Annotated in this window: 15 protein-coding genes; 7 read left to right on the forward strand and 8 right to left on the reverse strand. The window is 68.6% G+C overall.

What is annotated here, in order from left to right:
* Positions 1-68 precede the first annotated feature (68 nt).
* Positions 69-812 (reverse strand): endonuclease/exonuclease/phosphatase family protein, encoded by a 744-nt coding sequence (locus tag PFX98_RS09550; RefSeq protein ID WP_285234966.1) that lies wholly within the window; start codon positions 810-812, stop codon positions 69-71.
* Between the two features lie 81 nt (positions 813-893).
* Complete coding sequence (locus tag PFX98_RS09555; RefSeq protein WP_285234967.1) at positions 894-2,003, reverse strand: DUF697 domain-containing protein; 1,110 nt, start codon at positions 2,001-2,003, stop codon at positions 894-896.
* On the opposite strand from PFX98_RS09555, the gene PFX98_RS09560 reads away from it, so the two are divergent.
* Positions 2,002-2,241: a hypothetical protein gene (locus tag PFX98_RS09560; protein WP_285234968.1), complete on the forward strand. Its 240-nt coding sequence runs from the start codon at positions 2,002-2,004 to the stop codon at positions 2,239-2,241. The genes PFX98_RS09555 and PFX98_RS09560 overlap by 2 nt on opposite strands.
* 42 nt (positions 2,242-2,283) lie before the next feature.
* On the opposite strand, the gene PFX98_RS09565 is transcribed toward PFX98_RS09560, so the two are convergent.
* The 6 genes from PFX98_RS09565 to PFX98_RS09590 all read right to left on the reverse strand — a co-directional run bounded on the left by PFX98_RS09565 (position 2,284) and on the right by PFX98_RS09590 (position 7,033).
* Positions 2,284-3,135, reverse strand: coding sequence for a LytR/AlgR family response regulator transcription factor (locus PFX98_RS09565; RefSeq protein WP_285234969.1), 852 nt, complete (start codon positions 3,133-3,135; stop codon positions 2,284-2,286).
* A 14-nt stretch (positions 3,136-3,149) separates the two neighbouring features.
* Positions 3,150-3,542 (reverse strand): hypothetical protein, encoded by a 393-nt coding sequence (locus PFX98_RS09570; protein WP_285234970.1) that lies wholly within the window; start codon positions 3,540-3,542, stop codon positions 3,150-3,152.
* 2 nt (positions 3,543-3,544) lie between these two features.
* On the reverse strand, positions 3,545-4,873 hold the full coding sequence (locus tag PFX98_RS09575) for a sensor histidine kinase (RefSeq protein ID WP_285234971.1): 1,329 nt from the start codon (positions 4,871-4,873) through the stop codon (positions 3,545-3,547).
* A 367-nt stretch (positions 4,874-5,240) separates the two neighbouring features.
* Complete coding sequence (locus tag PFX98_RS09580; RefSeq protein WP_285234972.1) at positions 5,241-5,810, reverse strand: YceI family protein; 570 nt, start codon at positions 5,808-5,810, stop codon at positions 5,241-5,243.
* A 41-nt stretch (positions 5,811-5,851) separates the two neighbouring features.
* On the reverse strand, positions 5,852-6,460 hold the full coding sequence (locus tag PFX98_RS09585; protein WP_285234973.1) for a YceI family protein: 609 nt from the start codon (positions 6,458-6,460) through the stop codon (positions 5,852-5,854).
* A gap of 21 nt (positions 6,461-6,481) precedes the next feature.
* Entirely contained in the window at positions 6,482-7,033 is a 552-nt protein-coding gene (locus PFX98_RS09590) for a cytochrome b (protein WP_285234974.1), read from the reverse strand.
* 168 nt (positions 7,034-7,201) lie between these two features.
* On the opposite strand from PFX98_RS09590, the gene PFX98_RS09595 reads away from it, so the two are divergent.
* The 6 genes from PFX98_RS09595 (at position 7,202) to PFX98_RS09620 (ending at position 19,770) form a co-directional block, all read left to right on the forward strand.
* Positions 7,202-7,777, forward strand: a complete 576-nt coding sequence (locus PFX98_RS09595) for an HD domain-containing protein (RefSeq protein WP_285234975.1) — start codon at positions 7,202-7,204, stop codon at positions 7,775-7,777.
* Positions 7,778-8,032: 255 nt separating this feature from the next.
* The gene (locus tag PFX98_RS09600; RefSeq protein WP_285234976.1) at positions 8,033-9,850 is read left to right on the forward strand and encodes a PAS domain-containing protein; all 1,818 of its coding nucleotides are present in this window, start codon (positions 8,033-8,035) and stop codon (positions 9,848-9,850) included.
* Positions 9,847-12,219 (forward strand): two-component system response regulator, encoded by a 2,373-nt coding sequence (locus tag PFX98_RS09605; RefSeq protein WP_285234977.1) that lies wholly within the window; start codon positions 9,847-9,849, stop codon positions 12,217-12,219. Before PFX98_RS09600 ends, PFX98_RS09605 begins: the two co-directional genes overlap by 4 nt.
* Positions 12,220-12,283: 64 nt before the next feature.
* The gene (locus PFX98_RS09610; RefSeq protein ID WP_285234978.1) at positions 12,284-14,047 is read left to right on the forward strand and encodes an ATP-binding response regulator; all 1,764 of its coding nucleotides are present in this window, start codon (positions 12,284-12,286) and stop codon (positions 14,045-14,047) included.
* Entirely contained in the window at positions 14,028-18,113 is a 4,086-nt protein-coding gene (locus PFX98_RS09615) for an alpha/beta fold hydrolase (protein ID WP_285234979.1), read from the forward strand. The genes PFX98_RS09610 and PFX98_RS09615 overlap by 20 nt, the downstream gene beginning before the upstream one ends.
* Positions 18,106-19,770, forward strand: a complete 1,665-nt coding sequence (locus PFX98_RS09620; protein ID WP_285234980.1) for an alkaline phosphatase D family protein — start codon at positions 18,106-18,108, stop codon at positions 19,768-19,770. Before PFX98_RS09615 ends, PFX98_RS09620 begins: the two co-directional genes overlap by 8 nt.
* The last annotated feature ends 51 nt before the right edge of the window (positions 19,771-19,821 follow it).

The raw sequence follows: 19,821 nt of genomic DNA on the forward strand, positions 1-19,821 counted from the left end.
CACTCGATGAACATCAGTCCCACGGGCAACGACGCACATCGTTGTCATTGACTTTGCGCTCAAGGCTCCTAGCTATGGGAAGCCAACTGAATCGCGACGCCGTTGTGATCAGACAGCCTTCCCGGCTCCTTGCGGTCACACCAAATTTGCAGGGAGTCGACGGGAAGCAGGTTTGCGGTGGACCACACGTGGTCGACGATCGCCCTATCGGATCCTCGGGTAGCACGGATGTCCTCGAGGGTGTGGCACCGAAGGCCTGTACGCACGAGGCCATCAATCAGACTAGCCCGCGCTTCTGGCTCGCCGTACCACGTGCTGCCATCTAGGTTGGTATTGAAGTCGCCGGCCAGCACCACGGATGCATCGCGATACGCAGGGTTGGCTCTCAATTGATTCATGTCGTCAAGGACATCAGTGACCGCCTTGCGATGCCGCTCCCACTTCGTCGCCAACCGATGCCGAACACCGTCCATGGCGTACGGAATGACGGTGCCATAGACGATGACAACCCCTAACGGCGCAGGCGCCTCGAGGGCAACGCATACGGAAAGGCGGCTGTCCTTGACCTTCAAGCTATGTCCGCGCCAACGCGATGCAATGCTGACCGCACGATCTCGTGGCGCGTAGGGGGGTTGTCCTTGATCTGACCACCAGAAGCTCATGCCAGGCAGTCGAGTCGTGTCTCGGACTTCGGTCAAAACCAGTACATCAGCACGTAAGGATTCAAGAACCTCAAGCTGTCTCGGAAGGCGCGAAGTGGCGCCAGAACCGTAGCCGTCAAGATTCCAAGTCGCTGCACGAAAAGCGCTCATCGGACATGACCGTCGTTAATCATTGCCTTGAGGTCCGATTGACTCGATTCACACGCAATTGCAGTAAGGAAAGATTGCGCACTAGGAGTCTTGCGTGGGCGAGGCAGGCGGTTCTGAATCTACTTCAGCCGACTTGCGGCCGAGGCGCGCCATCTTGCCGCCCAGGTGGCGGGCGCCTTCTGTTGAGGCATTGACAACGCGGCCGACAGTTTGGCCAACTTTCCTGACCTGATCTCCCGCGGCATTGGCCCCACTAGCCATGGTCTTTGCTAACCCCTGAGCAGTGACGCTTGCCGCATTGGAGAGCATCCCGCCAGCACCTTTGAGCATGGCTTTGACTACTCGAGCGCCACTATCACGGCTGACAATTGCGAGCAGAGCAAAGGCGTCCAAGGTGGCACTCTTTCGCACGGAATTTGGCTCTGGTCGAACTAGGGCTTGGCAATATTGCTTCGTGAGCATCGCCACGCGCAGGGTCAAAAAGGCATTGGCGGCGCCGTTCGCCAAGCTGTTGCCTAGCATGCGGGAAAGCCCGCCAAGCCCCGGCACGCTGGTTGCCAACGAGGGCGCAACGGCGCTAAGCAAGGGTGAGGTGATTTCGGCGAAATCCACATCTTCGATGCTGGTTGCCACGAGCAACGCTCCTCCAACGTTCGCATAGACATACAACGCTTGGCGCGGTGCCGGCCTCAGGTGGTAAATGGACATGATCCGCCACACCAGGCGCAACTGCGAAGCCAAGACCAGCAGGCCATCAAGCCTTCCGTTCTGCATCAGTGCTGTGCTAACAAAGGTCTCGGATGCAGCCTTCAATGCAGTCTCGTCCGCAAGCGAACCAAGGACTTCCAATGCCACCGGAATATCGCTTGTGCCCTTCAAATTCTGACTGTCTAGTCGTGGATTCCGACGCAGCGATTGCAGCACGAGCTGCAAATAGTCGCCATAGGCCGGCTCGTCCTGATTGACTGGGGGTGTCAGTGGCTTGGGCAGCCTAAAGTAGAGAACTGCTGGCGTTGCCGCCAGAGTGGCGAACAGACTGAGCAGGCACCAGAAGACATACTGGCCAGCGCCAAAGTGAACTCGATCAGCCGCACCCGCTAGCTGAGTAATCGTGACGAGCACTGATGCCCCGGTGTAGGCCAACACCAGGACGGCCAACGCAGCCAAAATTTGCTTGAGGGATTTGCTCATGAATCGGCTCACGCTTTCAAATCAAGGGCAAGCATCCATCGGACGCGATGCGAAAAGTGAGCTTCGAGCTGCCCTGCATCGGCTGAGCGTTGGGAAGCTGCCCATGCCTGAAGTTGCGAACCTGAAAGGGCGGCTGGCATTCACCTATGCAGTGGGTCCCGCATTCGTCATGTCACTTCTAGCCAGATATGGATATTCATCCATCAAGGAATTAGAAGGGCCGCTGTCAACGATCTGACCAATTTGGAAGTTGCCACCCATCGGTGCCAGATCTTGCCTGCTACATGCCCTTGAACAGCTGCGTATAGCTGCGGCTGACCTCGAGCTTTTCGCTGAGGCCCTTCACGCCCACCAGCTGGCGGCCGCGGAAGTCGCGCGTGATGCCGTTGATGGCCTTCACATTCACCAGGGTGGAGCGGTGGATCTGCCAGAACAGGGCGGGGTCCAGCTCGTCCACCAGTTCCTTGATGGGCTTGCGGATCAGCGCCTCGACGCCGGCGGTCTGCACGCGCGTGTACTTCTCGTCGCTGATGAAGAACAGCACGTCCTCCACCGGGATCATCTGGATCGCCTGGCCCACGGTGGCCTGGATCCACTGCAGGTATTTGGGCGCGCCGCCCGGATTGAGCTTGGCCGAGAGCTGGTGCAGCAGCTGCTGCAGCGGCTGGGCCTGGCCGGTCTCCGCGGGCGCGGCCTCGGCACTCTCGCCGCCGCCCCCGTTGTGGCGCTGCGCCAGCCGCTTCTTGATGCGCGCGACGGTCAGCACCAGGCGCTCGCGCTCGGCGGGCTTGAGCACATAGTCGGCCACGCCCTGCTCGAAGGCCTCCACCGCGTACTGGTCGTAGGCGGTGATGAAGACGATCTCGGGCACCAGCCAGCTGTCGTCCTCGGGCAGTTGCGCGATCTGGCGCGCCGCATCCACGCCGGTGAGGCCGGGCATGCGGATGTCCAGGAACACCAGGTCGGGGTGGTGCTCGCGCACCAGCTCCACCGCTTCAAGGCCGTTCTTGGCCTCGGCCACGATCTCGAGCTCGGGCCAGACCTCGGTCAGCCGGCTGCGCAATTGCTCGCGCATCAGTCGTTCGTCATCGGCCAGGACGGCGCGCACGGGGGAGAGTGTGGTTTCGCTCATGGCGCGATGCTAAATCACGCCTTGGCGATTTTTCTCGGTTTACGCAGTATCAGCCACAGCAGCAGGCCGAACAGGAACAGCGGCGAGAACAGCACCGCGCCGATGCCCGAGAACAGCAGGCACAGCAGAGCCAGCACGCCGCCCACGATCAGCAAGGGCAGGCCGATGCTGAACAGCAGCACCACCGGCACCACCAGCAACACCACCACGCCGGCAATCCCCAGCCCCAGCACCAGGCCGAGGAAGTCGCCCAGGCCGAAGCCGGCCGCGCTCAGCTCCTCGTCGTTGATGGTGATGTGCAGACCCGGGGAACTGGCCAGCTCATGCCAGATGGCCACGCCGGCCAGGCTGGCCAGCAACATCATCACCAGGCCGAAGGCCAGCATCACCTTGAAAGCGGTCCTCATGCTCAAGCTCCTTGTTCACGGCTGCGATAGGGCACGGTGATGGTCACGACGGTGCCCGAGGGTTGGTTCTCGGTGACGGTGATGCCGCCCTTGCTGCCGTACAGCAGCATCAGGCGTTCGCGGATATTGGCCAGGCCCACGCCGGTGCCGGCGGTGGCGGCGCGGCCGAAGCCTAGGCCGGTGTCGGCCACGGTGACGGCCAGCTTGCCGTGCACGATCTCGGCCTTGACCTTGAGGCTGCCGCCCTCGGCCTTGGGTTCCAGGCCATGCTTGATGGCGTTCTCCACCAGGCTCTGGATCATCATGGGCGGGAATTCGGCCGACATCAGGCCCTCGGGCACGTCGATCTCGGTCTGCAGGCGCTCTTCCATGCGCACCTTGAGGATTTCCAGATAGGGCTTGATCACGCTCATCTCGCGGCCCAGGTCGCGCACGCCGCCGGCATTGGCCTCGCGCATGGTGGGCATGGAGGCGCGCAGCAGGGCGATCAGGTTGCGCTGCATCTGCGAGGCGCGCGGCGGGTCGGTCTCGATCAGGTGGTCGATCGAGGCCAGGGTGTTGAAGAGGAAATGCGGCTCGACCTGGGCCTGCATCGCGGCCATGCGCGCCTCGATCACCTGGCGCTTGAGCGATTCGGCCTCGGCGGTCTCCTCGGCCTGCGCGGCCTTCACCTCGGCCTGGATGCGGCCCTTGTAGGTGACCTTGATGACGCCCGAGCCGAGGATGATGAAGACGGCCAGGTTGACCAGGAAGTCGCCCAGATGCACCACCCGGGTGCGGGTGTGGCTGCCCACGGCGCCGGCCTCCTCGAGCGCCTGGCGGGCCTCGTCGCGCACCTCTTCGGCGGCTTCCTGGGCGGCGCGGGCCTGCTGGGCCAGCTCCTCCAGCGCGTCCTTGGCCTGCTCGATGGCGGCCTTGGCATCCTCGCTGCTGATGCTCTCGGGCAGCTTGATCTCGACGCCGGGCTGGGGCTCGACGCCGGAGGCGCCCGGCGTGGCCGGGCTGGCCACCGGCACGATGCGCACCCCATGCTTGTCGATCTTGACCTCGTAATGCATGCCCGCCGGCAGCTTGGCGGTGCTGGCGGGCTTGGGCAGCTTGGGGAGCTTGGGCATCGAGGGCCCGTCCACATGCTCGGTGACGCGCCAGGTGAAGGGCGGCAGGTCCTGCAGGATGTTGGTGCCGATCAGCAGCAGCACGGACAGCACGATGAAGCGCTTCCAGCTGATGCTCACCAGCCAGCTGGCATAGACATGGAAGCCGCGCACGCAGGCCTTGGAAAAGCTCTGCCAGCGTTGCATCAGGGTCGGATTGAGGGGGACGGCGTTCATCGGGGACCTTGTTCGATGGTTCCCACTGTACGCAAGGCCGCGTGGCGGCCCTAAGCCCGGGCGATACGCCGGCCGGGCGGCGGCATGAAGTGCAGATCGCGCCGACGGGCGGTGCGGCGCCCGCGGCGAGGCTTCAGAAGAAGGCCTGGATCACCAGCACCAGCAGCAGCGCCAGGGCAAAGGCAAGTTGGACGGCACGCTGTGACTGCACTGAGGGTCTCTCCCGGAATTGAGGCGCATGCTAGGGCGCTTCGGCGCGCCCGGCACTCCCCATGAGTGGGGAATGCCGGGCATCATCGCCGCGCCCCGGGCTTCCGGAACGCAAGTCTTGTGTCGGGATGTGACCGTGCCGTGCCGGTCGAGCCGTTTACTGGCGCACCGCCTCGACCTGGATCAGCAGGCGCACGTTCTTGGGGAAGCCCCAGGCCAGGCCGTAGTCCACGCCCCATTGGGTGCGGTCGATGGTGGCCTCGAAGTCGCCGCCGCAGACCTCGCGCTTGAGCATGGGGTTCTGGTAGCAGTTGAAGTGGCTGGTCTTCAGCGTCACCGGGTTGGTCTTGCCGCGCAGGGTCAGCTGGCCCGCCACCTCGGCCACCTTGTCGCCGTTGAAGACGAACTTGTCGCCCACGAACTTGGCGGTGGGGAACTTGTCGGCGGCGAAGAAGTCATCGCTCAGCAGGTGCTTGTCCATCGGCACCACGCCGGTGTTGATGCCGGCCAGCTCGAAGCTGATCTCGACCTTGCCGGTCTTGGCCGCGCGGTCCAGCTGCACCGAGCCTTCCTTCTTGTCGAAACGGCCGCGGTTGGTGGAGGTGCCGAAATGCTGGATCTCGTAGGTCACGAAGGTGTGGGTGGGATCGACCGCGTAGCTGGCGGTTTCGGCTTGGGCCAGGCCCGAGAGGGCGGCGAGGGCGGCGATCAGGAAAGCTTTTTTCATATCTGAGGTGGTTGGAGCAGGGTTGAACGAACGGAAGAAAATCACAGCGGTGCAACGCCGCTGAAGGCGAGCTTGAACTTCACTTGCACATCGTTGGCGACCATCGAGGTATCGGCCCATTCGCCGTCGCCGATCTTGAATTCCAGGCGTTTCAGCACGAAGCCGCCGCTGGCGGTGGTGGTGGCGCCGGCCTGGGCCAGGCTCAGCGGCACCACGACGTCGCGCGCCTGGCCCTTGATGTTCAGCTTGCCGGCCACCTCGAAGCGGCCGCCGCCCAGCGCCTTGATGGCGCTGCTCTGGAAGCTCGCCTGCGGCAGCTTCTTGCTGTCGAACCAGGCGGGCTTGGCGAGTTCGCCGTCGAAGGCGGGGTCGCCCAGGCTGACGCTGGCCAGCTCGATGTTGAAGCTCACCTTGCCGGCCTCGGGCTTCTTGGGGTCGAAGCTCAGCTGGGCATCGAAGTGCTTGAAGCGGCCGTCCACCGGCACGCCCATCTGCTTGCTGGTGAAGCCCAGCTCGCTTTGCGCCGCCAGCAATTGCGGTGCTGCCGCGGTGGTGGCGGCGGGCTTGGCGGTGGCGGCACAGGCCGGGCCCTGCACCAGCAGGGCGGCCGATGCGAGCGCGATCAGGGTGGTGGAAAAAATGGTTTTCATGATGGCTTCGTTCGTGAGGGTTTAGCGGCGGCCGGGCAGCATGCGCTGCAGCAGGCCGTCGCGATCGATCCAGTGATGCTTGAGGGCACCGGCCACATGGGCCAGCACCAGCAGGGCCAGCAGCCAGGCCAGCTGTTCGTGCCGCTCCTTCAGGGTCTCGGCCAGCAGCTTGTCCACCGGCACGAAGTCGGGCAGGGGCAGCACGCCAAACCAGACGATGGGGAAGCCGGCGGCCGAGCTGTAGGCCCAGCCCGACAGCGGCACGGCGAAGAAACACAGATAGAGCAGGAAATGCACCGCGTGGGCGGCGCGCGCCTGCCAGGCGGGCATGGCCAGATCGGCCGGCGCACGCTTGGCCAGACGCCACAGCAGGCGCAGCGCCGACAGCGCCAGAATCGTCATGCCTGCCCATTTGTGCCAGTTGAAGAGCTTCAGGCGGGTGGGCGAGAGCGGCAGGTCGCTCATATAGAGCCCCATGCCGAAGGCACCCACGATGGCCAGTGCCAGCAGCCAGTGCAGGAAGATGGTGAGGCCGTGGTGGCGGGCGCTTGGATGGCCTGGTTGGCTTGGCATGCTGTGGGGTCCGGCGTTTCTGCGATGTCGTCAGTGTGCTTGCCGAGGGCCGGGTGGTGGTTCAGCTTGCTTGAGGTCAAGGTTCATTGCTTTTGAACGCTGAGACCCTTGGCGTCACAGCCGCGTCATTGCCGCGGCCCAGACTGCCGCCAGCCAAGGAGGTGAGTCATGGACCTGATCTGCAAGATCGAAGCGCTGTTCCTGCGCCGCGGAGGGCTTTGCTACAGCGGCGAGCGCCAGGAGCCCGTCAGCGCCCTGGCCCATGGCCTGCAATGCGCGCAGCTGGCCGAGTGGGCCGATGCCGACCACCATCTGGTGGTGGCCGCGCTGCTGCACGACCTTGGCCAGCTGATGGACGCAGCCCCCGGCGAGGCGCTGCGGGACGATCAGCATGAGCTGCGCGCCCTACCCCTGCTGGCCACCGGCTTCGGCCCGGCCGTGCTGGAGCCGATACGCCTGCATGTGCAAGCCAAGCGTTATCTGGTGAGCGTGGATGCGCACTATGCGCAAGACCTGACCCCGGCCTCGCGCCACAGCCTCGGGCTGCAGGGCGGGCCAATGAGCGGCGAGGAGAAGCTGCTCTTCATGGCCCAGCCGTTTGCGCGCGAGGCCCTGCAGCTGCGGCGCTGGGACGATCTCGCCAAGCATCCCGGCAAGCGCACCCCGCCGCTGGCCTATTACCTGGGCATGATGCAGGAGCTGCTGCGCGCACAGCGCACAAGTCCGCGCCTTGCGATTGCCTGAGCGCCTGCATCCCTCCAGAGAGGGATAGGCGCCGGCGGGCCGCGTCGAGATACTGCAACCCAGATCACGCGCTGCCTGGACCTCAGCGTGATGATCGAGGGGAGGAGTGCTATGCCGACCACCAAGTCCCGCAAGGGCGGCGGTGGTCGGCATAGTTATTTCTGCAGTGCCGGCCCTGGGCACCATGCTCCGTTCTTGATATAAATCAGCCGAACCCTGCCACTGCGGCGCAGCGGGGGGCTGCTGGGAGGCGCCATGGCTGTTGAGTCGCGCGAAGGCGAGTTGCATCTCGCCTCGCTGCATGCCTTGTTCGCAAGCGAGCTGCCGGTCGGGCTGGCGGTGCTTGATGAGGAGCTGCGCTATCGCCACATCAACACCATGCTGGCCGAGGCCAATGGCGTGAGCGTGCAGCAGCATCTGGGCCGCACGGTGCGCGAGGTGCTGCCCGCGGCGGCGGCCTCGCTGGAGCCGCTGCTGCAGGAGGTGCTGAACACCGGCCAGGCCTTGCGCGACTTCGAGGTCGCGGCCGAGGTGCCCAGCCTGCCGGGCGAACTCTCAGAGTGGTTGGCCAGCTATCTGCCGATCGCGGATGGCGCGGGCCGCGTCGTCGGCGTGCTGGTGCAGGCCCTGAACCGCTCGCTGGAGCGGCGCGCCGAGCGCATCAAGCTGGAAAGCGACCAGCAGCTGCGCCGCGTGCTGGACAGCCTCTTCATGTTCGTGGGCGTGCTGACGCCCGATGGCGTGCTGCTGGAGGCGAACCGCGCGCCGCTGGAGGCCGGCGGGGTGACGCTGGAGCAGGTGCGGGGCCTGTATGTGTGGGACACGCCCTGGTGGAGCGCCGACGCGGCCAACCAGGAATGGCTGCGCGGGGCGGTGGCGCGCGCGGCCCAGGGCGAGACCCTGCGCCGCGACGTGGTGGTGCGCATGGCCGGCGACACGCGCATGGAGATCGATTTCATGATCGCGCCGCTGCGCGACGACAGCGGCCGCATCACGCATCTGATTCCCTCGGGCATCGACATCTCGGCGCGGCGCGCCAGCGAGGCCGCGCTGCAGACCAGCGAAGACCGCTTCCGGCGCGTCTTCGAGGGCGCCACCGTGGGCATGGGCCTGGTGGACCAGCGCGGCGTGATCCAGCTCGCCAACGAGAGCATGGCCCAGCTGTTCGGCTACGCGCGCGCCGAGCTGGTGGGCATGGAGGTGCACCAGCTGGTGCCGCAGCGCCAGCGCGAGCAGCATGTCTCCCACCTCAAGCAATACATGCGCGAGCCGGCGCTGCGCTACATGGCCAAGCGCCAGGAGCTCTATGCGCTGCGCCGCGATGGCAGCGAGTTCGCGGTGGAGATCGGCCTCAACCCGCTGCCCGAGAGCGCCGGCCAGCAGGTGCTGGCCACCATCAGCGATGTCACCGAGCGCCGCGCCGCCCAGGCCCAGATCGAGCGCGCGCTGGTCGAGAAGACGGTGCTGCTCAACGAGGTGCATCACCGCGTCAAGAACAATCTCCAGGTCATCACCAGCCTGCTCAATCTGCAGGGCCGCAATGCCGAGCCGGCGGTGCAGCAGGCGCTGCGCGACAGCCAGAGCCGCGTGCGCTCGATGGCGCTGATGCACCAGATGCTGTTCGAGCGTGGCGACCTCAGCGCGCTCGAGCTGGGCCCCTATCTGCAGCGCCTGTGCGGGCTGCTGCGCTCCACCTATCTGGGCGAGAGCAACAGCATCGCGCTGCTGGTGGACGTGCCCGAACAGGGCCTGCGCATCGACCCGCAGCGCGCCATTCCCTGCGGCCTGCTGGTCACCGAGCTGGTCACCAATGCCTTCAAGCATGCCTTCCCGGGCGGGCGGACCGGACGGGTGCACGTCAGCCTGCAGCGCCTGGCCGGCGAACGCGCCCTGCTGGAGGTGCATGATGACGGCATCGGCCTGCCGCCCGAGCAGACGCCCGGCCAGGGTCGCAGCCTGGGCCTGCAGCTGCTGCCCCTGCTGGCCGAGCAATGCCGTGCCACGCTGGAAATCGAACGGGCCGCCGGCACGCGGGCCCGGCTGTTCGTCGACATGGAAGGAACCGCGCCATGATGGCCTCGCTGGATCGACCCTTGCGCGTGCAGATCGTCGAGGACGAGCGCATCGTCGCCTTCGACCTGCGCAGCGGCCTGGAGCAACTCGGGCACGAGGTGGTGGGCATTGCCTCCAGCGAGCAGGAGGCGCTGCGCCTGGCGCTGCGCGAGACCCCCGACCTGGTGCTGATGGACATCCACCTCGACCAGGGCAGCGACGGTGTGGCCGCCGCCTGCGAGCTGCGCGAGCAGCTCGCCATCCCGGTGATCTTTCTCACCGCCTATGGCGAGACCGAGACGCTGCGGCGCGCGGCGCAGGCCGCGCCCTACGGCTATCTGCTCAAGCCCTTCGAGCTGCGCGAGCTCAACGCCACCCTGCACATGGCGATGGCGCGGCGCAGCGAGGAGCGCAAGACCGAGGCGGCCGAACGCCGCCTGCTGCTGGCGCTCGAGTCCGCCCAGCTGGCGGTGCTGGAGTCGCAGGGCGGCCAGCTGCGCTGGGGCGGCCACCAGCTGGGCCAGGAATTCCGTGCGCTCACCCAGGCCGCCAGCATGGTGGAGCTGCAGCAGCATCTGGAGCCGCCGGCGCAGCGCGCGCTGCAGGCCCTGCTGGAGCATGGCATCCCGCTCGACCTGACCTGCCGCTGGCTGGCCCCCGGCGGCGCGGCGCGCTGGCTGGAGATCCATGCGCGGCGCTTCGAGCATGAGCAGCTGGTGATGGGCATGGTGCGCGACGTCACCGCGCGCGTCGAGGGCGAGACGCGCCTGCGCCAGGCGGTGGCGGCCTTCGACGCCACCGACGAGGCCATCATGTTCCTCGACGCCCAGCACCGCGTGCTGAGCTGCAACCCCGCCTTCACCGCGCTGACCGGCTGGCCCGAGAGCCAGGTGCTGGGGCTGCGGCCGGCCGAGTTCCTCTACGCGCGCCGCCATGGCGACCATCCCGATCGCAAGGAAGAGGCGCCGCGCCATGGCGAGGTCAGCTGCATGCGCCGCGATGGCAGCACCTTCCCGGCGCTCGAGCATCTCAGCGCCGTGCTCGACGAGCAGGGGCTGCCGGGCCACCATGTGCTGAGCTTCTCGGACATCTCCGAGATCCGCAACGCCCAGCACAAGCTGCAGCACCTGGCCCTGCACGACACGCTCACCGGCCTGGGCAACCGCGTCGCCATGCAGGACGTGCTGGATGCCCCGGGCCTGCGCAGCCTGGGCCTGCTGTTCATCGATCTGGACGGCTTCAAGTTCATCAACGACAGCCTCGGCCACGACTGTGGCGACGAGCTGCTCAAGGTGCTGGCGGTGCGCTTGATCTCGATCCTGCGCAGCGACGATGTGGCGGTGCGCCTGGGCGGCGATGAATTCGTGGTGCTGATGCGCCACCCACGCAGCGCCCACGATGCGCTGCAGCTGGCCGAGAAGCTGCTGCAGGCGCTGGCGCAGCCGGTGCCGCTGGCGGCGCAGCCGGTGGCGGTGACCGCCAGCATCGGCGTGGCGCTCTTCCCCGAGCAGGTGGACAGCCCGCAAAGCCTGCTGCGCGCCGCCGACGCCGCCATGTACGAGGCCAAGGCGCGCGGCCGCAACCGCGTGGCCCTGTATGCCCAGGCCCATGCCGATGGCGCGAGCGAACAGCTGCGCATCGAGCAGGGCCTGCGCCTGGCCATGCAGGCCGGCCAGCTGAGCCTGCATTGGCAGCCCATGCTGGAGATGGGCAGCGGCCGCATCCTCGGTGCCGAGGCCTTGCTGCGCTGGCAGCATCCGCAGCTGGGCCAGGTGGCGCCGCAGCGCTTCATCCCGGTGGCCGAGGCCAACGGCATGATCTGCGCCATCGGTGCCTGGGTGATGGAGCAGGCCTGCGCCCAGGCCGCGGCCTGGCGTGCCCAGGGCCTGGGCCTGGTGCGCGTGGCGGTGAACGTCTCGGTGCGCCAGTTCGAGCAGGACGATGTGCTGGGCCTGGTGCGCCATTGCCTGCAGCGCCATGCGCTGCCGGCGCAATGCCTGGAGCTGGAGCTGACCGAATCGCTGTTTGCCCAGTCCGCCACCCTGCGCGGCAGCCTGCAGGCGCTGCGCGATCTGGGCGTGCGGCTGGCGCTGGACGATTTCGGCACCGGCTTCTCCTCGCTGGGCCAGATCGTCAGCCTGCCGATCGACCGCATCAAGATCGACCGCAGCTTCGTCATCGAGCTGGTGGACTCGCACCACAGCCGCGCCGTCGTCAAGTCCATCATCATGCTGGCCCAGACGCTGGGGATGGAGATCACGGTGGAGGGGGTGGAGACGTTGGAGCAGCACGACGTGCTGCTCGCGCTGGGCGCCGTCGAGGCCCAGGGCTGGCTCTACCACCGCGCCATGCCGGCCGAGGAACTGCTGCGTTTGTTGCGCGCGCATTGAGATTGAAGCGGGCTTTATTGGGCTCTGCCGGGCTATATTGCCCCCTGCCTCGACCACTCACTCTATGGCGCGCGAACTGACCCCCGAAGACCACAGCGTCAAGCTCGAACTCCTGCAATTGCTGGCCCGGCAGGGGCGGCGCATGCCCTACCCGGTGGGCCTCAGCGCGGTGGTGATCGCGGCCATGGCCGCGCCGCGCCTGCCGCTGTGGGTGACGGTGGGCTGGGTGGCCCTGGTGTTTGCGGTGCTGGCACTGCGCTGGGCGCTGCTGGGGCGCCTGCCCGCCATGCAGCAGGTGGCGGTGGACAAGCGCCTGCAATGGGCGGTGGGGCTGAGCCTGCTGAACGGCCTGGTGTTCACGCTCTCGCTCGCCTTCGCGCCCTATATGAGCGATTACCAGCGCATGGTGCAGACCCTGCTGCTGCTGGGCCTGTGCGCCGGCGCGGTGGCCTCCACCGCGGGCAATGCGCCGGTGTTCCGTGCCTTCCTGGTGCCGCTCACCCTGGCCAACAGCCTGGCCTGGCTGGTGGGCGGCGCGCATGGCCTGGGCTGGGAGGACTGGGCGCTGAGCCTGCTGATCCTGGGCTTCGGCCTGATCCTGGCGGGGCTGGCGCGCGACACCTACCGCGTCTTCGTCGAATCGGTGCTGATACGCCAGCAGCAGGTCAAGAGCAACCAGCAGCTGCGCCTGGCGCTCTCGCAGGCGGAGCAGGCCATGCTGGCGAAGACGCGCTTCCTGGCCTCGGCCAGCCACGATCTGCGCCAGCCCATGCACACGCTCTCGCTGTTCGGCGCGGCGCTGGAGATGCGCCAGCTCGACAAGCCCACCGCCGAGATCGCCGTCAACATGAATCTGGCGCTGCGCTCGCTTTCCAGCCAGATGGATGCGCTGCTGGACATCTCCAAGCTCGACGCCCAGGTGGTGCCGGTGCACAACCAGGCGATTGCGCTCAGCCCCTGGCTGACCCGGCTCTACCAGGAGTTCCTGCCGATGGCGCAGCGCAAGCATCTGCGCCTGACCCTGCTGTGCCAGCCCGCTGCCTGGGTGGAGAGCGACCCGGTGCTGCTCGAGCGCGTGGTGCGCAACCTGCTCGACAACGCCATCAAGTACACCCAGGCCGGCGAGGTCGTGATCGAGGTCACCGAGGGCGACGAGGTCTGGATCATCGAGGTGCGCGACACCGGCGCCGGCATTGCCGAGCATGAGCAGGCGCGCGTGTTCGAGGAGTTCTACCAGATCGGCAACCCCGAGCGCGACCGCAACAAGGGCCTGGGCCTGGGCCTGTCCATCGTCAGCCGCCTGGTCGATCTGCTGGACCTGCACCTGGAACTGCGCTCGGTGCAGGGCCTGGGCAGCTCCTTCAAGCTCAGCATCGCCGCCACCGAGGCCGGCAGCGCCGTCAGCGCGCCCAGCAGCGGCATGCCCGAGCTGAGCCTGCCGCCGCTGCGCGTGCTGGTGATTGACGATGAGGAGCCGGTGCGCCTGGCCATGCAGGCGCTGCTGAGCGCGCATGGCTGCGAGGTGGTGGGTGCCAGCGGCACGCGCGAGGGCCTGCTCAAGAGCATGGCGGCGCGCCCCGACATCGCCCTGGTGGACTACCGCCTGCGCGCCGGCGAGGATGGCATCGCCGCGGTGCGCTCGCTGCGCAGCGCCGTGCCCGAGCTGCCGGCGGTGCTGATCAGCGGCGACACCGCGCCCGAGCGCCTGCGCGAGGCCCATGCGGCCGGCCTGATCCTGCTGCACAAGCCGGTCTCGCAGGAGCAGCTGGTTGCGGCCATGCATGCGGCGCTGACGGCCGCCTACCCGCATGACGGCCCCGGCATCTGAGGCCCACCAAGCGCAACGCTGGCTCTCGCAGGGCCTGGAGCGCCTGTGGTGGGAGCTCGTGCAGGCCGAGCGCGCGGGGGTGCGGCCGGCGTTCGACTTCGACCTGCTGATCGTCGGCAGCGGCTATGGCGCGGCGGTCGCCGCGGCCGAGCTGGCCGGCAGCGTGGACGCCGAGGGCCGGCCGCAGCGCATCGCCCTGCTGGAGCGCGGGCGCGAATACCTGCCCGGCGCCTTCCCGGCGCGCCTGGCCGATCTGCCCGGCGCGGTGCGCTTCGCCAGCGCCGAGGCCCAGGCACCCAAGGGCCGGCGCGAGGGGCTGTTCGACATCCGCCTCGGCCCCGACATGACGGTGGTGCTGGCCAACGGCCTGGGCGGCGGCTCGCTCATCAATGCCGGCGTGATGGAGCCGGCCGCGCCGGCGGTGTTCGCGCAAGCGCCCTGGCCCGCCGCGCTGCGCGAGGAGCCGGCGCCGCTGCAGGTCTGGTACGAGCGCGCGCATGCACGCCTGGGCAGCCAGGCCAACACCATTGCGCGCTTGCAGGGCCACCAGCCGCGCCGCCTGCAGTGGTTGCAGGGCCTGGCGTGCGCGGATGTGCCGAACGCCCAGGCGCGCGCGGCGCGCATCACCGTGGCCCTGGCCGAGCACCCCAAGAGCGCCGCCGGCCTGGCGCTGGAACGCTGCATCGCCTGCGGCGACTGCGCCACCGGTTGCAACACCGGCGCCAAGGAATCGCTCGACACCAATCTGCTGGTTCAGGCCGCGCAAGCGGGCCTGCAGATCTATACCGGCGCCACCGTGGAACTGCTGCTGCCCGCGGCGGGTGGCGGCTGGGAGCTGCAGCTGCAGCACACCGACGAGCTGCTGCGCGCGCGCGAGCCGGCGCCGCTGCGCCTGCGCGCGCACCGCGTCATCCTCGCCGCCGGCAGCCTCGGTTCCACCGAGATCCTCATGCGCTCGCGCGCCGCCGGCCTGGCGCTGTCGGCCTGCCTGGGTCAGCGCTTCTCGGGCAATGGCGATGTGCTGGCGGCGGCGGTGGATGCGGCGCAGGAGCTGCATGGCATCGCCGACGAAGACCTGGCGCCAGCCGAACGCGGCGTCGGCCCCACCATCACCGGCCTGCTCGACAGCGGCGAGGGCTTCGTGGTCGAGGACCTGGCCATCCCCGGCGCCCTGCGCTGGGTCTGGGAGGAAAGCTTTGCGCTCGCGCGCACGCTCGACGACCTGGCGCGCGGCGACGAGGGCCGGCATGCCGGCGGGCGCGAGCCCTTCGACGACCCCTTCGCCATCCGCCCCGCGCGCAGCCTGCGCAGCGTGGCGCTGGCCATCATGGGCCTGGACGCGGCCGCCGGCGAGCTGCGCCTGCCGCCATCCAAGGTCGGCGCGGCCCAGGAGAGTGGCGTGCTGAGCGTGCACTGGCCGACGCTCAAGGACGACGGCCAGGTGGATGCGCGCCACCGCTGGCTGGCCGAGCGCCTGGCCACGCAGGGCGCGCGCCTGCTCGCCAACCCGGCCTGGCGGCTGCTGCCGGCGGAGCTGGAGTTCATGCTCGGCAGCACGCGCGGGCCCATGCTCACGGTGCATCCGCTGGGCGGCTGCGGCATGGCCGACGCGGCGGATGGCGGCGTGGTCAACCAATGGGGTCAGGTCTTTACCGGCAAGAACGGTCACGCCAGCAGCGAGGTCTACGCCGACCTGGCGGTGCTGGACGGCGCCATCATGCCCACCGCCCTGGGCATCAACCCGGCGCTCACCATCACCGCGCTGGCGCTGCGCGCCGTGGCCGCGCCGACCGGGCTCAGGCATCAATGGGGGCTGCAGGCGCCGGCCGTGCCCTTACAGGTGCAGGGACCACGGCCGCGTTACCGTGCGCCCGCGCACCAGCCCGGCCTGCCCACGCTGGCCGAGTTCCGCGAGCGCATGGCCGGCTTTGTGCGCCTGCCCGGCGCGCCCGGCGGCGAGGTCAAGTACCTGGAGCTGAGCTTTGTGTACGGCGAGCTGCCGCTGCGCCAGTTGCTGCAGCCGGGCCCCGAGCGCGCCTTGCGCATCGACGCCGAGCAGGGCCGCGGCATGCTGCGCCTGTTCGATACCGAGCCCGACCCCGATGCGCCCGGCCGCTACATGGTGGTGGCGCGCGAGCGTCGCCCCGGCGAGGGCAAGCTCTGGATGCATGCCGAGCGCCGCGACGAGGACGCGCGCTGGTGCGCGCCGCTCGCCAGCGCCGAGCTGGCGGTGTTCCATCGCGCACCCAGCGGGCCGCTGCGGCGGCGCCTGCGCGGCCTGGCCGCGTGGTTCATGAACCGTGGCTGGCGCGACATGGTGTTCGCGCTGCAGGACCAACTCGCCGGCCGCGTTCCAGCCCAGCCGGGCCAGGGCCGAAGCCATGGATTTTTGGCTAGGCTGCTGGCGCAGGCCCGCAACGCCTGGCACCTGGCCAGCCACGCGGGCGAGCGCCGCCTGATGGACTACCGCCTCACCGTGGGCCACCCCGCGCCCGAGGCCGGCCGCCTGCCGATCTGGGCCATCGGCCTGGTGGGGCTGGAGCTGCGCGGCAGCAAGCGCATCGGCTACAGCCGGCGCGGCAACCCCTGGATGCAGCTGAGCCGGCTCTATCTGGAACCGGGGTCGCCCTTCGAGCCGCTGGCCGGGCAGCGCGAGGCCATGCTGGAGCTGGACCTCTACTACCTGGCGCGCCAGCGCGTGCCGCTGTTGCGCCTGACCCAGGCGCAGGACCTGCCCAGCGCGATCCGCGACGTGGGTGCGCTGATGGCCTATGCCGCGCGCATGCTGATCGGCCTGCATGTCTGGAGCATGCGCAAGCCCGACCCCGCGCCCGAGCGCGAGATCCGCCGCCTGCCGCACGCGGTGCCGGACCTGCCCGCGCCCGAGATCGTCGAGCTGCCCACCGGGCGCTGGGGCGAGGCCGGGGCGCAGCGCCGCCCGGTGGGCCGCGCGCCCAGTGCCGACGATCAGCGCACCGTCTATTGCCGGCTGACGCGCTACCGCGCCAAGCGAGCGGGCGCCACGCCGCTCCTGATGATCCATGGCTACAGCGCCAGCGGCACCACCTTCGCCCATCACTCGGTGCAGCCCGGCCCGGCCAAGCTGCTGTGGGACGAGGGCTACGACATCTGGATCGTCGACATGCGCACCAGCGCTGGCATGCCCACCGCGCGCCTGCCCTGGACCTTCGAGGAGGCCGCCTTCAACGACATCCCGGTGGCGATCGACCACATCCTGCAGGCCACCGGCCAGGCACAGCTGCAGGTGCTGGCGCATTGCATGGGTTCGGTGATGCTGCACATGGCGCTGCTGGAGCCGCGCGAGCAGCCGGACATCGAGCATTTCTATCCGCTGCGGCGCGCGCTGATGGCGCAGCGGCAGATCAGCAAGCTGGTGATCTCGCAGGTCACGCCGATGCTGATCTTTTCGCCCACCAACACCTTGCGCGCGCACCTGATGCAATACCTGCGGCCCTATCTGCCGCTGCAGGACTATGCCTTCCGGCCGGCGGGCGACAAGCTGCTGGACCAGCTGATCGACCGCCTGCTCGCCACCTTGCCCTACCCGGACAACGAGTACGACATCGAGAACCCGCCGCCGCCCAGCATTGCGCGCACGCCCTGGGTGCGCACGCGCCACCGCATGGACATGCTGTACGGCCGCGACTTCGCGATCGGCAATGTCGACCAGCCGGTGTTCGACCACATCGACGACCATTTCGGTCCGCTGAGCCTGGACACGGTGGCGCAGGCGATCAACTTCGCGCGTGCCAACGAGATCACCGACTGGCAGGGCGCCAGCGTCTACCTCGACGATCTCTCCAAGAGCCTGGCGCTGCTGCAGGCCTTTCCGGTGCTCTCGGTGCACGGGCAGGACAACGGCCTGTGCCAGGCCGAAAGCGCCGAGCTCACCGCCGACCACTATGCCCATGTGGCCCCGGGCCGCTATCGCTACCACGTGGTGAGCGAGCATGGCCACCAGGACTGCCTGATCGGCCGGCATGCCGCCACCAAGGTCTTCCCCGTCATCATCGATTTCCTGCGGGAGGGCGCGGCGGATGCGTGAAAGCAAATCGGTGCTGTGCGCCCATGCACCCTGGCACCGGGTGGAGCGCGCGCCCGACCCCGATGGCATCCACATGCAGCTGCTCACCGCGCTCAAGCCCGAGCAGGGCTGGCCGCGCCTGTGGGCCTGGGTGCCGGTGCGCTGGCGTGGCGGCGAGCGCTTCGAGCGCCTGACGAGCGCGCCGCCGCATACCGAGAGCTTCCATGCCGAGCCCGGCAGCAGCCCCGGCGAGCCGCTGCGCCATGCGCTCGCGCTGCGCCACTTTCCGGCTGGGCCCGATACCGGCCTGCTGTGCCTGTTCATCTACCTGGACCCGCGCGCCGATGCCGAGGAGGGCGGCAACGGCGCCGCGCTGGCCGATCTGCGGGTGGAGGACCTGAACCTCGCGATCGACGAACTGCTGCTGCGCCAGCCGGCCCTGCCCGACTGGGCCCATGCCTTTGTGCCCAGCCCGTCGTCCGAGACCGAGGGCGGCGCGCTGAGCTTGCTGCTCGCCGCCTGCCAGTACCCGCCCGGCATGCTGGACGTGAGCCGCGGCGCCGAGCGCGACCCCGCGCTGGCCAGCCCCGCCGACGCGGCGATGGCGCGGCTGGTGGCCTTCTGCCGCCAGCATCCGGACGGCCGCAAGGTCTCGCTGTTATTGATCGCCGGCGACGAGATCTATGCCGATGCCAGCGGCGGCCTGGCCGACCCCAGCACCAGCGCCGAGCGCTATGCGCGGCCCTACCAGCATTTCAAGGCCGGCCTGGCCCGCTACCTGCCGCCCACGCTGGCGCGCATCGTGCACGCGCCCGACGACCACGAGGTGCAGGACAACTGCGAGCCCTGCCTGCTGCCCGATGGCAGCCACGACCCCGGCGAGTACACCGCCAGCGCGCGCGCCGCGGCCTGGCAATACCGCTGGGAGCCCGATGGCCAGCGCGAGCGACAGGGCTCGGCGGAGCGCTTCTGGCACAGCTTCGACTGGCGCGGTGCCGCTTTTTTCATCGCCGACAGCCGACTCGAGCGCGAGCCCCGCACGGTGGCGCGCGTGGCCGAGGCGCAGATGATCGGCCTGGCCCAGCGCCAGGCCTTCAGCGCCTGGCTGACAGCCAGCGCCGGCCGCCCGCGCTTCGTGCTCAGCGGTGCCCTGCTGCTGCCGCGCCGGCGCAGCAGCGCTGCCCATGTCTCTGGCTCGTTGCGCTCCGATGCCTGGTGCGGCTTTCCGGCCAGCCAGCAATGGCTGCTGGCCGAACTCTGGCGCCAGCGCGCCAGCGGCGTCGTCTTCCTCTCCGGCGACGAGCACCGCTCCGGCCATGTCAGCGCCGAGATCCGGCGCGCCGATGGCCAGGGCCCCAGCTTGCGCCTGCATTCCATCCACAGCTCGGCGCTCTATGCGCCCTGGCCCTTTGCCATCACCGACCCCGAGGAATTCGCCGCGCCGGAGGTGTTCGGCATCGACGCCGCGACCGGCGCCGTGCCTCAGCAGCTGCCGTCCGCCGAGCTGCTGTGCTGCGAGGTGGGCGAGTGGCAGGACCATCCCGGCGATGGCTTCGCCTGGCTGCGCGTGAGCGAAGGCGGCACGCGGCTGGAGCTGCGCTATGACAAGGCGGGGGCGGGGGCGCTGCATGCCGTGACGCCGATGCGGGGGGCGGATGCAGTGCTGGAGTTGGGGTGAGATGGTGGGCAGCTAGACTGTTGGCATAACGTTTCGATGGAATGCGTGATG

This window comes from Paucibacter sediminis, assembly GCF_030254645.1.
GTDB classification, from domain to species: Bacteria; Pseudomonadota; Gammaproteobacteria; order Burkholderiales; family Burkholderiaceae_C; genus Paucibacter_B; species Paucibacter_B sediminis.